16 protein-coding genes are annotated in these 14,140 nt (G+C 73.1%); 5 read left to right on the top strand and 11 right to left on the bottom strand.

Going from position 1 to position 14,140, the window contains the following annotated elements; translation table 11 throughout:
* Positions 1–213: 213 nt before the first annotated feature.
* Together ACYQ77_RS06815 and ACYQ77_RS06810 are read right to left on the bottom strand one after the other, a co-directional pair.
* The gene (locus ACYQ77_RS06815) at positions 214–1,173 is read right to left on the bottom strand and encodes an effector-associated domain 2-containing protein (RefSeq protein ID WP_459708542.1); all 960 of its coding nucleotides are present in this window, start codon (positions 1,171–1,173) and stop codon (positions 214–216) included.
* Between the two features lie 128 nt (positions 1,174–1,301).
* Complete coding sequence (locus tag ACYQ77_RS06810) at positions 1,302–1,676, bottom strand: hypothetical protein (RefSeq protein WP_459708540.1); 375 nt, start codon at positions 1,674–1,676, stop codon at positions 1,302–1,304.
* A gap of 81 nt (positions 1,677–1,757) precedes the next feature.
* Here ACYQ77_RS06810 and ACYQ77_RS06805 point away from each other — a divergent pair, with 81 nt between their 5' ends.
* Positions 1,758–2,006, top strand: coding sequence for a hypothetical protein (locus ACYQ77_RS06805; protein ID WP_459708539.1), 249 nt, complete (start codon positions 1,758–1,760; stop codon positions 2,004–2,006).
* Positions 2,007–2,317: 311 nt separating this feature from the next.
* Here the strand turns inward: ACYQ77_RS06805 and ACYQ77_RS06800 are convergent, their stop codons facing one another.
* Genes ACYQ77_RS06800 through ACYQ77_RS06780 form a run of 5 tightly spaced genes read right to left on the bottom strand, consistent with a single transcriptional unit; the run spans position 2,318 to position 7,989 of the window.
* A complete protein-coding gene (locus ACYQ77_RS06800) occupies positions 2,318–3,115 on the bottom strand; it encodes an EamA family transporter (protein ID WP_459708537.1) in 798 nt (265 codons plus the stop codon).
* Position 3,116: 1 nt separating this feature from the next.
* A complete protein-coding gene (locus ACYQ77_RS06795; protein WP_459708535.1) occupies positions 3,117–3,617 on the bottom strand; it encodes a MarR family winged helix-turn-helix transcriptional regulator in 501 nt (166 codons plus the stop codon).
* A gap of 3 nt (positions 3,618–3,620) precedes the next feature.
* Complete coding sequence (locus ACYQ77_RS06790) at positions 3,621–5,099, bottom strand: CYTH and CHAD domain-containing protein (protein ID WP_459708533.1); 1,479 nt, start codon at positions 5,097–5,099, stop codon at positions 3,621–3,623.
* 18 nt (positions 5,100–5,117) lie between these two features.
* Entirely contained in the window at positions 5,118–7,130 is a 2,013-nt protein-coding gene (locus ACYQ77_RS06785; protein WP_459708531.1) for a hypothetical protein, read from the bottom strand.
* Between the two features lie 55 nt (positions 7,131–7,185).
* Positions 7,186–7,989 (bottom strand): class I SAM-dependent methyltransferase, encoded by an 804-nt coding sequence (locus ACYQ77_RS06780; protein ID WP_459708529.1) that lies wholly within the window; start codon positions 7,987–7,989, stop codon positions 7,186–7,188.
* A 53-nt stretch (positions 7,990–8,042) separates the two neighbouring features.
* On the opposite strand from ACYQ77_RS06780, the gene ACYQ77_RS06775 reads away from it, so the two are divergent.
* Positions 8,043–8,588 carry a TIGR03086 family metal-binding protein gene (locus tag ACYQ77_RS06775; RefSeq protein WP_459708527.1) on the top strand — a complete coding sequence of 182 codons (546 nt, stop codon included), beginning with the start codon at positions 8,043–8,045 and terminating at the stop codon, positions 8,586–8,588.
* A gap of 1 nt (position 8,589) precedes the next feature.
* Here the strand turns inward: ACYQ77_RS06775 and ACYQ77_RS06770 are convergent, their stop codons facing one another.
* From ACYQ77_RS06770 to ACYQ77_RS06755, 4 genes are read right to left on the bottom strand one after another with little or no spacing between them, the layout of a single operon-like run.
* Positions 8,590–9,339: a carboxymuconolactone decarboxylase family protein gene (locus tag ACYQ77_RS06770; RefSeq protein WP_459708525.1), complete on the bottom strand. Its 750-nt coding sequence runs from the start codon at positions 9,337–9,339 to the stop codon at positions 8,590–8,592.
* Entirely contained in the window at positions 9,336–10,520 is a 1,185-nt protein-coding gene (locus ACYQ77_RS06765) for an RNA polymerase sigma factor (RefSeq protein ID WP_459708523.1), read from the bottom strand. The genes ACYQ77_RS06770 and ACYQ77_RS06765 overlap by 4 nt, the downstream gene beginning before the upstream one ends.
* The gene (locus tag ACYQ77_RS06760; RefSeq protein WP_459708522.1) at positions 10,498–10,863 is read right to left on the bottom strand and encodes a YciI family protein; all 366 of its coding nucleotides are present in this window, start codon (positions 10,861–10,863) and stop codon (positions 10,498–10,500) included. Before ACYQ77_RS06760 ends, ACYQ77_RS06765 begins: the two co-directional genes overlap by 23 nt.
* A 59-nt stretch (positions 10,864–10,922) precedes the next feature.
* Positions 10,923–11,231, bottom strand: a complete 309-nt coding sequence (locus tag ACYQ77_RS06755; RefSeq protein ID WP_459708520.1) for an isoamylase early set domain-containing protein — start codon at positions 11,229–11,231, stop codon at positions 10,923–10,925.
* A 121-nt stretch (positions 11,232–11,352) separates the two neighbouring features.
* Here ACYQ77_RS06755 and ACYQ77_RS06750 point away from each other — a divergent pair, with 121 nt between their 5' ends.
* From ACYQ77_RS06750 to ACYQ77_RS06740, 3 genes are all read left to right on the top strand, one after another.
* Positions 11,353–12,831, top strand: coding sequence for a right-handed parallel beta-helix repeat-containing protein (locus ACYQ77_RS06750; RefSeq protein ID WP_459708518.1), 1,479 nt, complete (start codon positions 11,353–11,355; stop codon positions 12,829–12,831).
* Between the two features lie 387 nt (positions 12,832–13,218).
* The gene (locus ACYQ77_RS06745; protein ID WP_459708516.1) at positions 13,219–13,419 is read left to right on the top strand and encodes a hypothetical protein; all 201 of its coding nucleotides are present in this window, start codon (positions 13,219–13,221) and stop codon (positions 13,417–13,419) included.
* A gap of 4 nt (positions 13,420–13,423) precedes the next feature.
* Complete coding sequence (locus ACYQ77_RS06740) at positions 13,424–14,131, top strand: SDR family oxidoreductase (RefSeq protein ID WP_459708514.1); 708 nt, start codon at positions 13,424–13,426, stop codon at positions 14,129–14,131.
* The last annotated feature ends 9 nt before the right edge of the window (positions 14,132–14,140 follow it).

Here is a 14,140-nt window from a genome sequence, read left to right as displayed (position 1 = left end):
CCACAACGGTCCGCCGGCACTACTCGACGTCACTGGAGCCGCTCCTTCCCGCACCACCGCGCTGGACGTCCCGCGGGCGCAGGATAGCGATCATGTTGCGCCTCGTGGGCAGGTTCGTCCAGGATGCCCACGCCGTTTCACGTCGGCAAGCCGCGGCGCGGCCGATCTCCCCGGAAGCGCGATCTGTCCTTGATTTGTCCAGTCCCCGGGCCCCTACGTGCCGTTGCCCAGCAACGAGACGAGGCGGTTCAACGGCAGTGAGCCACTCGGTTCCTGTTCGGAGATCGCGCTGACCAGTTGGACGACGCCGTCCTCGAAGTCCAGGCAGGTGCGCAGGATGCTCGTGACGTGCGCCCTGCGGTTCGGGAAGTAGCGGATGGCGCCCGCGAACCGCAGCTGGTCGATGACGAACGAACGGCTGTGCTCGCCCTGCATGCAGGGGATCGCCTCGATCGCGTCGACCACCTGGTAGAACTCCGGCGACGCCGGTCGCATGACCGGCGTGACCACGACGAAGGACGTGCCGCCGTTGGCGGGCGCGGTCTCCTCGCGCTTCTCGATCTCGCGCGGTCCCGGCGGTTCCGGGCGTGCCCCGTCCGGCAGGCGGATCCAGCCGATCCCGGTGGTCTCCTTGACGGTCACGTCGAACCGCACGTACTCCTCCGGGGCGTTCTCGGGGCGCTGGCGGATGACCTCGTCGTAGAACCAGGCCGAGGCGATCACGGCGAGCAGGCCGGTCGAGGTGCGTAACGCCTCCTTGAGCGGCGGCGCGTCGAGCAGGCGGGCGGCGTGGATGATGGCCGTGCCGGTGACGCCGCGGGCATGCCGGGTGATCTCGCCCGCGTGCAGTGCCATGCGCAACCGTAGCCGTTCCTCCGGCGGGTGTTCCGCGTTGTGCGCCCGCAGGGCGGAGACAAGTGCCGTCGGCAGGTTCGCGGCGAACGTCGCCTTGCCGACAGTTGACGGGGCGAGCGCGAGGATGCTGTCGCCCGCGCCTTCGTGGTAGCAGTTCTCCCACGGGATGTCCGACCGGTGGAAGGCGTCCTCGACGGCGGCGTACATGCCCTCGCGAAGTGCGACGTAGTTCGGCCGGGTCCGGTCACCGCCGCCGAAGCCCTCGATGTCCACCGCACAGATCGTCTTGTGCTCGTCGGTGGCCTGCTCGTCCGCCATGCTGCTCACCCCCGAAGTCGTTCCATTCAGGATGCCCACGGCATTTGACCCTCGGCAAGCGATCGCCGGAACCGGTCCGGGATTCCGCCGATGTGTCCATGTTTTGTCCAGTGGCGCCGTGCACCCGGTCAGCTGACCCGGAACACGGGCCCGCGCGGGGTGAACGGGAGCCGCACACCGGCGGGGATCAGGAACGCGTGCTCGCGGCGCACCCGCACCACGTCGCAGACGCCGTCGGTGATCACCAGGAGCGGGCCGCCGGCCGGGAAGTCCGGCGCCTGTTCGAGCAGCCGCACCCCCGGCTGCAGCACGGTGCCGCCGCGGCCGCGCACCTTCACGGTGCCCGCGATGTCGGACGGGGCGAGGTAGCCGGCGTCGTGGGCGACCGCGTCGCAGAACACGACCCTGGCGGCCGGGACGTCGCGTGCCATGGCGTACGACGCGATCGCACCCAGTGCCTTGCCGAGCAGTTGCGTGTCCATCGACCCGGACGTGTCCAGCACGACGCCGAACATCGCGCGCTGTGACAGGTCCTCCGGCCGGAGCTTGCCCGGGGTGGCGGACTGACGTCGCGACGCCCGTGCGTGACTGCGCTTCGGTTCCGGGACGCGGACGTGCTCGTCGAACCAGGGGTGTCCCGCGCGATCTGCTCTGGCGGGCAGAACTGGCTGCGCCCGCCGACGATCCTCGGCACCCCCATGAGGTCCTCGGGCGCGAGTTGCGTACCCAGCAACGACACGCAGTCGAGCCCCAACGACGCGGCGAACTGCCGCACCAGCGACGACCGCACCTGTTTTGTCCGGCACGGCCTGGCCGTGGGCGGGCTCGGCTAGGGGTGGGCTCGGCTGTGCGAGCGCGGGCCCGGCTGTCCTGGAAGGCAACTATCGCTGCGCGCCTGCGCCCATGCCCGGCCCGCGAAGCGGGCCTGATCACGCCGCGACATCACCACCCACGGAGCCGGGAACACCGCAACCCCGGGCGGCAGCACACCGGGTCACCACGCCAAGGCCCCGGGCACGCCCCCGGGCCACCGGCAGAACGGGGTGCGCCGGGGCACCCCCAGGGCCCCGGCACACCGGGGCTGATGATCGGACACGTGGCTAAGTCCTGACTACATTCTCCACAAGCCGCAGGTCAGAGGCCGTCACCCGATGACGAGCAACCCGATCGCGGCGCCCGCCCCGGCCAGCCCGGCGACCTGCCACCCGCTCAACCGCTCACGCAGCAGCGTCACCCCGAGCAGCACCGGGATGGCCGGGTACAGCGACGACAGCACGACCGCCACGGTCACGAGCTGGTGCCACGTCGCGAGCAGGTAGCACGTCAGCGCGAGCGCGGCCATGGCACCGCACGCCGCGGCGGGCGCCACTGCCGTCACCGGCCGTCGCACCGCGGGCAGCACCACGAGCGCGGCCGCCACCCGGCCCGCCACCACCGCCCACAGGCCCGCGTCGGCCTGGGCCAGTGCCAGGTACTGCACGGCGATGCCGACGCTGGCGAGCAGCGCGTCGGTCAGCCCCGCCGGCTTCGCGGGCCCCGGGGTGCGCGCGACCAGCCACAACGCGGGCACGGCCGCCACGATCCCCGCCCACGCGAGCGCGGAAGGGCGGTCACCGAGCAGTGCCACGCCGACCAGCACCGGCAGTGCGACCCCGCCGACCGCGCTGACCGGCACCACGACGGACATGGCGCCGCGGCTGATGCCGCGGTACAGGAACAGCATGCCGACGCCGGTGCCGACCCCGGACAGCGCACCCCACGCGAGCCCGTCCCACCCGACGTGGGCGGGCACGAACGGCGCCACCGCCAGCACGAACAGCAGCCCGCCGACCTGGCCGGCGAACGCCACGGTCCCGAAGTGCGCGCGGCGGGACAGGACCCCGCCCACGTAGTCGGCGACCCCGTACGCCAGCGCCGACGCGAGCGCGAGCAGCGCACCCACGTCAGCTCCGCGCGGCCTGGCCGACCGGGCAGGTCCCGCCGGTCGTGCACGCGGCCCGGTCGCACAGCCTGCACAGCAGGTCGGCGCTGCCGATGTCCCCGTACAGCCTGGTGAGCAGCTTCTCCAGCAGCCCGCCGAGCCGCGCCCGCTCGTCGGCGGACAGGGCCGACAACACGTCGGTCAGCACCACCGCCCGTGCCGCCAGCAGTTCCTCCGCCGCGCGGCGGCCCGCGGGGGTGAGACCCACGAGCACGACCCGGCCCGCCCGCGACGACCGTTCCGCCAGCCCCGCGCTGACCAGCGTGTCGACCAGCCTGGTGGCCGCCGACTGCGTCAGCCCGACCTGCCTGCCCAGCTCGGTGCCGCTGACCGGCCCGGACGCCAGCACCACGACCGCGGCGGCGCCGCTCGCGCTCAGCCGGGTCGTCACGTTCCGCAGCGTCAGGTCGGCGACCGCGAGGCCGCAGGCCCCCAGCAGGTTCGCGAGACGTGACTCATGCATGCCTCATGCATTCCACGGGCGCGCCTTCCGCAAACGCCGCCAGTACGCCGGGTACACCTCCGCCACGCGCGCGCAACGGGCCCGTTCCCGCTCCAGCAGCAGCCCGTAGGTGAACCCGTTCTCGCCCGCCATGTGGGCCTGCATGCCCAGGTCACGCAGCACGGGCTGGACGATCGTGCCGTCCTGGTGCTCGCCGAGCACCTTGGTGAAGTCCTTCGCCCGCTTCCGTGCCGTGCGCGCCGGCGTGCCGACGGCCGGTTCCGCCACCTCCAGCCCGTACCGGTACCGCTTGCCCGCCTTCCTGGCGCGGTGCAGCGTGCCGTCCGCCAGGCGGCGCTTCGTCTTCCGGTACGCCCGCCGCAGGTGCTTCGGCAGTTCCTTCGCCGCGGGACGCGACGCGCGCTTCGGCAGGTCGGGGTCGGCCAGTAGCCGCGCGAGGTCGTCGAGCACGCGGCGGTACCGCCTGTCCGCCAGCGTGGCCGTCACGGCCTCCTGCGCCGCCGCGGCCGCGGGCGAGAAGTGCCTGGTCAGCCGCGCGGACACCGGCCCGACGACCAGTTCCGCGGGCAGGGCGGCCACGGCCGAGGTCAGGTGCGCCTCCTGCACCTCCAGGTCCCGCGCGTCCGCGAGCCGCCTGCCGAGCCACCGCAGGTCGGCACGCAGGCGCGACGTGTCCGGCAGGAGGCGCCGGTACACGCGCAGTGCCGCCCGCAGCCGACGCGCCGCGACCCGCATCCGGTGCACACCGTCGGGTTGCTCCCGGCGGACGGCCAGGTCCTGGCGCACCAGCACGTCGTACTGGGCCCGCACGTAGGCGAGCACGGCCTCCCCCGCGGTGCCCTTCGCGTCGAACGCGACGGCCGCGGGCGGCGGCACGAGCCGCCCCAGCTTCGAGCTGTGCCCGGCCCGCTTGATGCCCGCCTTGCGGAGCACCTTCTCCGCACCCGCCAGCACGCCGTGCGCGGCCGGGTCGGCCAGCTCGACCTCCAGCTCCCGCCATTCCTCCACATTGGACGATCCGTCGAGCCGGGTCGCGGTGACCCGGTCGTCGGTCACCTCGGCGAGCGGCCGCCCGCCGTCCCCCAGCAGGTCCCACACGCGGCGGTGCGTCTTGAGCTGGGCGACCGGGCGCAGCGGGGCGCCGCGGGTCATCGCGGTCGTCAGGTCCGCCAGCTCGTCCGGCGGCGCGTTCGTCGCGCGCTCCGGCCGGTCGTCCAGCGGCAGCCGCAGCTCGGTGCGCGAGTCCGGCCCGGCGGGCACCTTGAGGTGCCAGCCCGCGTCCTCGCCACCCGTGCGCCTGCGCAGCGTGGCGCCGTACCGGGCGAGCCGCTGGTCGGCGGTGTCGAAGTAGACGGCCGACAGGTGTTCCGTGCGTGGCCCGCGCACCTCGCTGACCCCGGGGACGTCCGTCCACGCAGGCAGCTCGGTGCGCGGGGCGGCCTCGTACTTGCGTTCGGTCTCGGCATGGGCGGTGACAGCCATGCCTCCATGATTACCCGATCAGGGCCCGGCCACGCGGCTCCAGGTCCGCAGGTACACCTCCGCGCCCCTGCTCATGTCGGACACGACGGCCTGCCCGTCCGGTCCGGCGACGATCCGCAGGTCCTCCAGCCAGTCCGGCAGCAGGCCGTAGTGCGCGAGCCCGTCGGTGTTCACGTCGAACACCCGCTCCCCCGTCCGCTGGCGGTCCACAGTGGAGCCGCCGTCGAACGTGGTGAACGGGTACTGGACAGCAGAGCCGGGGCGGGGCGGCGGCTGGTGGCCGAACCCGCCGGTGTCGAAGCCCGCGCCGAAACCGAAGTCGGCGCCGGGGCCCGCCGCGGCCTTCATCGACCGCCACTCGCCGAGGAACTGCTCGGTGCCCCAGCCGTACGGAACGGCCATGCCACCCAGCGCGTAGATCCGCGGGTAGTAGCTCGGGTCGACCCACGAGTGGCTGGAGATCACGCCCGGGTAGTTCCGCGACTCGAGCAGGTCGAGCGCCTGGCCGGTCGCCTTGGCGCTCATGTGGTCGATGTCGATGAGCATCCCGCGGTCCATCATGCCCTGCATGGCGTACGCGCCCAGCTCGGTGAGCCCGTTGACGTTGCAGTGCGGTGCGCTCGGGTAGACGGGGAGGGTCACACCGGGTGGCAGCAGCGCCGCCAGCGGACCGGAGAGCAGGTCGCTCTCGAACTGGATGGTGTTGTCGTGCGCCGCCGTCGGGCACTGCTCGACCTGCCAGAACCGGCCGGTGGACGCGAAGTTGGCGGCGTTGATGATCGTGCCGGCGGCGCCTTCGTCGAACCGCACGCCGCACAGCGCGTTGTCGAACTTGTGGCACACGAACATCCGCCGCACGCCGAGGTCGTACAGCTCGTCGAGGCCCGCGTCGATGTCCGCGCGGTCGCACAGCGGGGTCCCGTTGCGGATGCCGCACCCGAACGGCTGCGACACCTCGACACCCAGCACCACCGCGAGCTTGCCCTGTTCGATCACCGACCGGGCCTCCGCGGGGTCGCGCACGATCCGGAACCAGCCGCGGCCGGGCCCGCCGTGCTGGGTGTCGATGAAGTCCTCCAGCTCGTGGATCCGTTGCGCCTGCAGGCGGATCGACGCCATGTCGTCGCACGGGTTGGACTTGATCGGGTAGATCCGGCACAGGGCCTCGTTGTTCACGAACAGGTTCGTGTAGACCCGCAGGCCGCCGCGCCAGGCGCGCTCCAGCCACCGGTAGTACATGGCCTCGTGGGTCCACGAGTTGTGCTTGGGCCAGTCCTTGAACGTCGGCCACCCGGTCGTGTCGTGCGTGAACGTCGGGTAGCCGCCGCCCGCGAGGTTCTCCCACCAGGCGCCGAGGCCGTGTGGTTCGTGGTCGGGGCAGTCGACGAGCGCCGCGGTGATGCCGTACTGGCTGAACGGGGCGCCGCAGTGGATGTCGCCGCCGATGAACTCGTACGCGGTCAGGTGGCTGTGCAGGTCGGCGAGGCCTCGAACCTCGCCGTTCACGGTGCCGGTGAACGGTTCGCCGGTGATGTTCAGCTCGGCCTCGGGCGCGGTCGCGCAGCCCGCCGCCGGCACGAGCGTGAACGGGGTGGCGGTGGACCGCAGCGCGAGCGTCTTGAGCAGCGGGTCCACGGCGAGCTGCCGGTTCGCGGCGACGGCCGTGATCGTCACCGCGTCCCCGGCGGCGGTCAGCCGCCAGTTCGTGTCGGCGCTCGCGGCACGTGCGGTCAGCACGCCCAGCGTGCCGAGGCCCTGGCCGAGGAAGTCGTTGCCCGTGCCGTACAGCAGGTAGGTCGCGGGACCGGTGCCTTGCAGCCGGAACGGCTGCGAGGCGGCGCCGCCGGTGGCCTGGTAGCCGCCCAGCGCGTTGCGGACCACGAACTTGCCGCTCGGCGCCTTGAGCGCGACACACGCACCGTCGAGCGCGGCGACATCCGGTGGCGCGGCCTGTGCGCTGGGCACCGGCAGGCCGAGCGCGGCGGCGGTGAGCACCGCGGCGAGTGATCCGAGCAGACGTCGACGGCGCATGGCGACCTCCGTTGGTCCGGGCCGCCTCAAGATGTACTCGTGAGTAAGTTTCGCGTCAAGCCGCCGAACGTCGGGCAGTCGCGACCCCGGTGACGATCATCCGGCGCTGGACGAAGTCCTCCGGCCCCAGCTGCGCCAGCCGGGCCCTGGCGGCCTCGAGGAACTCCGCACGTGCCGCCTCCGGCAGCCCCGCGTACCGGCGCGCCGGGTACCCGAGCCCGGTGTAGCGCACCACGAACTCCTCGCGCGTCGGCCGGAACTCCCAGTCGACGGCCCGCATGTCCGCGTCCACGAACCCCGCCGCGGTGACCAGCTCGGCGACCTTCTCCGGCGAGTCGACCACGTCGTGGTTGGCGAGCAGCGACTCCTCCCGCGGCGCGCCGTGCCGGTCCAGCTCCTCGAGCCAGACGTCGACGGCCTTCATCTGCTGGTCCGGCCCCCAGGTCGCGAGGCCGAGCACGCCGCCGTCGGCGAGCACGCGGTGCGCCTCCCGCAGCCCGTCGGCGGGCTCGGGCAGGTGGAACAGCATGAACGCGGCCACGGCGACGTCGAACGCGCCGTCCGCGAACGGCAGCCGGGTCGCGTCGGTGATCACGCGCGGGAAGTCGGCGGGCGCCCGCGCGATCATGCCGGGCGACCGGTCGATCCCGGCGACGAGCGCGTCCGGCGCCGCCTCCCGCAGCGCGGGGAGGAGCGTCCCGACCCCGGTGCCCACGTCCAGGACGCGGCGCGCCCCCGCCAGCGGCAGCCGTTCCATCAGCTTGCGGCTGACCGGGTGGAGGGCGCCTGCCCAGGTGCGCTCGTAGGTGTCCGCCGCTTCGGAGTAGTGCCGTGCGAGGGCACGAACGTCGTCGGTCACGACATCCACCATGTCACATGTCGAGTCGCGCCGGGCCCGTTCGTCCTCGGTGCATGGAGCTGTACACACGAGCACAGGACGAGTTCGGCGCGATGCTGGCGGCGGTGCCCCCGGACGGCTGGGACCGGCCGTCGATGTGCCGCGAATGGACGGTCCGCGACGTCGCGGGCCACGCCGTCTGGGGCCAGCACCAGCTGCGTGCGTGGGCGACCGGCGGTGCGGACCCGGCACGCGACGGCGCCCCGGGCATGCCCCACCCGGCGGTGATGGCGGGCGACGACCCCGTGGCGGCCTGGCGGTCGGCCCGCTTCGTGCCGTCCGGCGCGGAACTGGGCCGGACGGCCACCATCACCGGAATGGGTGATGTCCCGGTCGTGGGCCTGATGGCCCTGCTGGTCACCGACCTCACGGCGCACACCTGGGACATCGGGCACGCGCTCGGCCTGCCGGTCGACCTGCCGCCGCCGCTGGTGGCGGCGTCGTTCGACTGGGCACGCGAGCACGTCGTCCGGCGGCCCGGGTTCTTCGGGCCCGAGCTGGCGGCCGCACCGGACGCCGACGACCAGACCCGCATGCTGGCGTTCCTCGGCCGGGCCTGACCTAGTCGCGGTCGGCGTCGTAGGTCTTCAGGGCGGCGCCGACCGCGGCGGCCACGGTCAGCTCGAACACCTCGTCCTCGGTGCCGGGCAGGCCCGCCACGTCCTCGTCGGTGATCCGGTACGAGGCGTCGCGGACCAGCGCGGTGTAGGACGCCCAGGGTTCGGGGAGGCCCTCGCCGGTCGCGGCGGCACGGCGCCGTTCCGGCGTGGTCACGGCCGGAGCGGCGAAGACGGCGTACCGCAGGTTCGCCACGGGGTCGTCGTGCCCGGCGTCCGTGCCGCCCGCGAGCAGGAACCCGGGGAAGCGGTAGCCGAACCTGTGCAGGGCCTTCGTGCCGCTGTGCAGCTGGTCGCCGCGCAACGTGAAGCCGAACGCGTTGCCGAGCCGGTTCACGACGTCCCACACGAGCCGCACCCGCGCGGCCTCCCGCCGCGCCTCCGGTGGCGCGTCGTCGAGGGAACGGGTCGTGGCGGGGTCGTGCCCGGCGAGGCGGGTCATCTCGGCGTGCGAGTCGATGCAGAACGGGCAGCGGTGCCGTTCCGCGACCCGGTGGGCCATGTCCTCACGTTCCCCCACCGTCCAGTACGACGGGCCGCGCATCGCCTCGACCGTCAGCGCGAGCAGCGGCCGCGCGAAGAAGCCGGGCCGGTACAACAGCATCCGCACCACGTCGGGTGCGTCGCGGGAGGTCATCCGCAGGAACAGCCTGGCACGCAGCCGGTGCCCGTGGTCGAGGCAGGACAGTCTCATGTGGTCTCCAGTAGCCGGCCTGCGAGGAACCGCCGCTCGGCCGGGTCGGTGGCGAGGTCGTGTGCGCGCCGGTACGCGGCCGCGGCGTCGGCACGCCTGCCCAGCCTGCGCAGCAGGTCGGCGCGGGTGGCGTGCCACAGGTGGTAGTTCTCCAGCCCGTCGATGCGGTCGACGAGCGCGAGCCCGGCCGCCGGGCCCTCGGTCTCGGCGACGGCGACCGCGTGGTTGAGCGCGACCACCGGGGTCGGCGCCAGCGCGAGCAGCGCCTCGTACAACGCGGCGATCCGCGCCCAGTCGGCCGGTGCGCGCGTGTGCTGGACCGCGATCATGGCCTGCAGCTGGTACGGCCCCACGGCCCCGTGCCGGAGAGCGCGTGCCAGCACCCGGACCGCCTCGGCGATCATGCCGTGGTCCCACCGCGCGCGGTCCTGGTCGGCGAGCAGCACGAGGTCGCCGCCCGGCGAGCGGCGCGCCGCGGCCCTGGACTCGTGGAGCAGCAGCAACGCGACCAGCCCCATGGCCTCCGGCTCGTCCGGCATGAGCGCCGCGACCAGCTTCGCCAGCCGCACGGCCTCGGCACGCAGGTCGTCGTCGCCGGGGTAGCCGTGGGTGTAGATCAGGTAGACGACGGCGAGCACCCCGGCCAGCCGCTCCGGCAGCCGGTGGTCCGGTGGCACGGAGAGCGCGATCCCGGCGTCGCGGATCTTCCGCTTCGCCCGCACGAGCCGCTGCGCGAGCGCGGCCTCGCCGACGAGGAACACCCGCGCGATCTGCGCCGCGGTCAACCCGACCACCGCGTTCAGCGTCAGCGCCACCCGCACCTCCTCCGCGAGGGCGGGGTGGCAGCAGGTGAAGATCAGGGCCAGCCGCTCGTCACCGACGCTGACCAGGCGTTCCTCGGCCGGGAAGTCCGGGGTGGGTGGCACCGCCGCCTCCTTCTCCCGGCCCGCGCGCGCCCGCCGCAGCCGGTCGATCGCCAGGTTGCGGGCCACGGTCAGCAGCCACGCCACGGGGTCGCCGGGCACGCCGTCCGCCCACCGGCGCAGCGCGAGGGCGCACGCGTCCTGCAGCACGTCCTCGGCCAGCTCGAAGTCGCCGACCGCGCGCAGGAGTGCCGCGAGCATGCGTGCCCGGTGCTCCCGGTAGACCCGCTCGACCTCAGCCGACGTGGTGGTCGACACCGGGTACCCGGACGACGGGCCGGACCTCGATCGTGCCCACCGCCGCGAGCGGGCACATGGCGGCCAGTTCGAGGGCCTCGTCCAGGTCGCGGCAGTCGAGGACGTAGTAGCCGCCCAGGAACTCGCGGGTCTCCAGGAACGGGCCGTCGGTGATCATGGTCCGGCCGTCGCGGACGGCGACCGTCGTCGCGGCGCCGTCCTTGGTCAGCGGGTCGCCCGCCACGAACGCGCCCCGCCGACGGCACTCGTCGGCGAACGCGTTCACCCTGGCCAGGGCCTCCTCGAAGCCCGGGTCACCGGGTTCCGGGCGGTCGCAGTTGTAGATCAGCAGCAGGTACTGCACGTCTCCTCCTCGGGTGCGCACACAGAGGATGACGAACGGACCGCCCGGATCTCGACAGTTCAGCGAGGTTTTCTCGCGGCGGGGAGCGCGACGACGACGCTGTCCTCGCCGACCTGCCGCACGTCGGGGTGCTCGGTCTCGTTGCACCAGTGGCCGCCCTCGCCGAGGTAGCGGAAGCGCATCTCGGCGCCGTGGGGGACGGTGACGGACACCGAGCGGGTGCCGTTGCTGCGCGGGCGCAGCTCGTGCACGCCGGGCCGCCACTCGTTGAAGTCCCCGACGACGCTCACCCGGCCGCGCGGTGTGCCGGGACGCAGGACGAAGGTGACGCGGACGTCGCCGGAGCGGTCACGGTCGATCTTCAGCATGGCTCTCCACAGTCGATCTTCTTCGGGTGCGCGGACATCATGGCCCGGATCGGCGAGATTCGCCCGAAGGACAACGCTTCCGGGTGACGACACGAGGCCACCGGCTGCCTAGCTTTGCCGCATGGCACGTGTTCCCGTCGCGCTGGCGGCTGCCCTGGTCCTGGCCGGACTGTCCCCTGTGGCCGCTGCGGCGCCCGCAGCCGACGACGAGTGGGCCGTGTGCGACCGGATCGTCCCCGGGCACCCGACCCCGCCCGAGGGCGCGGTGGTGGTCGAGCCGGTGGACAACGCCGTGCAGCGGGCGACGGCGGCGAACCCGGCGGGCACCACGTTCTGGCTGGCCCCGGGCACCCACACCCTGGGCGACGACGAGTTCGGCCAGGTGCTGCCGAAGAACGGCAACGTCTACCTCGGCGCGCCGGGCGCCGTGCTCGACGGCCGCGACAACAACCGGTACGCGTTCACCGGCGAGGCGAAGGACGTCGTGCTCCGCGACCTGACGGTGCGGAACTTCGCCGCCCCGCGCGACGAGGGCGTGGTGAACCACGACTCCGGCGACGGCTGGCTGATCGAGAACACCACGATCGAGGACAACCGGGGCGCCGCGCTGATGGCGGGCAACGGGCAGGTGGTGCGCGGGAACTGCCTGCGGGACAACGGGCAGTACGGCATGAACGCCTACAAACGCGGCGGGCTGCGGGACCTCGTGGTCGAGGGCAACGAGATCACCGGCAACAACACCGACGACTGGGAGAACCAGACCCCGGGCTGCGGCTGCACCGGCGGCGTGAAGTTCTGGGCGGTCGACGGTGCCGACGTGCGCGGCAACTGGGTGCACGACAACCGCGGCGCGGGCCTGTGGGCCGACACGAACAACAACGACTTCCTCATCGAGCACAACCTCGTCGAGAACAACGACGCCGAGGCCCTGTTCTACGAGACGAGCTACAACGCGGAGATCCGCGGCAACGTCTTCCGCGGCAACACCCTCGTGCAGGGCAGGAGGTTCGCCGACCGCGGCGACGACTTCCCGGTGGGCACCGTCTACATCTCCGAGTCGGGCGGCGAACCGAGGGTGGCCGCGCGCACCGACCGCATCGACATCCACGACAACACGTTCGAGGACAACTGGTCCGGCATCACCCTGTGGGAGAACGCCGACCGCTTCTGCAACAGCCCGGCGAACACGTCCGCAGGCCACTGCACCCGCCTGGTCGCGAAGGAACACGACTGCTCCGCCCCGGCGATCAACCAGAAACCCCTGCGCGACGACTGCCGCTGGAAGACCCAGCGCGTCGACGTCCACGGCAACCGCTTCACCATCGACCCGGCGGCCCTGAACTGCGACACGCTGTGCGGCCGCATGGCGGTCCTGTCGAACTGGGGCACCTACCCGGAGTGGTCCCCGTACAAGGGCAAGGCGGTCCAGCAGGCGATCACGTTCGAACAGCAGAACACGTGGCGCCAGAACGTCTACGTGGGCCCGTGGACCTTCACGCCGTTCGACCAGTCGCGGGTGCTGCAACCGGCGGAGTGGCAGGCGGAACCGTACAAGCAGGACGTGTGCAGCGCCTTCACCCTCCTGCCGACGACCTGCTGACACACCCCTGTGGACAACCAGCCGTCGGCGGCCATTCCTGTCGGTGCCCGCCGGTACGCTGGATTCCGGGGGCCGGAGGCCGCCCCCTTCCGGCCGTTGCGCCCGGCGCGACAGGCACCGGCGAACTTCCGACGGCGAGACGCCCAGAGGCGAGCACCCAACCGGCGAAACCTCCCGGAGACGGATCCCCAGGCGCGAAGCCCCCAACAGCGAGACCCGCGAGGCAGGCCCTCCGAGGAGCGAGTTCCCGAAATCGAGCCCCCGCAGGAAGCCGAACGCAACCGCTGTGGACAACCCCGGTCAGAGCGCCCGCCGCTGTCGGTGCCCGCCGGTACGCTGGATTCCGGGGGCCGGAGGCCGCGGCCAGGCCCTGGCACACTGGCCCCCATGGCCCCCGCCACCGAGTTCGAAGGGCACCGGACCACGCTGTTCGGGCACGCCGACCGCCTGCTCGGCTCCGCCGCCGAGACCGAGGACATCGTGCGGGCCGCCTGCCTGCGCTGGGACCGCGCCGCCACCGCCCACCCCGGCGCGTGGCCCGCGAAGGTGGTCACCAACCTGACCGCCACGTTCGTCGCCGGTTCCTGATGGCATGACACCGATTCTCGTCACCGGCGGCACGGGCACGCTCGGCCGCGCGGTGGTCGGCGAGCTGACCGCACGCGGTCACGACGTGCGCGTGCTCAGCCGCCGGACCGGCACCGACCTCGTCACCGGTCGCGGCCTCGGCGAGGCGCTGCGCGGCGCCGGGACCGTCCTGCACCTCGCCACCACGCTCCGCGGCCGCCGGGACGTGGTCGCCGCCCGCAACCTGGTCGACGCCGCCGCGGACGTCCGGCACCTGCTGTTCATCTCGATCGCCGGCATCGACCGGATCCCGCTCGGCTACTACCGGGGCAAGCTCGCCGCCGAGCGGATCGTGGCCGAACGGCCGCACACGATCCTGCGCGCCACCCAGTTCCACGACCTGGTCCGCACGCTGCTGGCCGGCGCGGCGAAGCTGCCGGTCATGCCCGTCCCGGCGGTGCGGGTCCAGCCGATCGACGTCCGCGACGTCGCCTCCCACCTCGCCGACCTGGCGGCGGGCGACCCGCGGGGCCGGGTCCCGGACATCGGCGGGCCGGAGATCAAGACCTTCCGCGAGCTGGCGGGCGACTACCTGGACGCGGTCGGGAAGCGCGCCCGGATCGTGGCGCTGTCCTTCCCGGGCCGGGTGTTCCGCGGCTACCGCGAGGGCGCCAACCTCGTGCCCGCCAACCCGGCGGGCACCATCACGTTCACGGAGTACCTGACCCCGTGATCCGCGCCG

It is taken from the genome of Actinophytocola sp. KF-1 (assembly GCF_054661535.1).
Note: the sequence above shows the minus strand (reverse complement) of the source record. Positions and strands in the feature narration are given on the sequence as shown.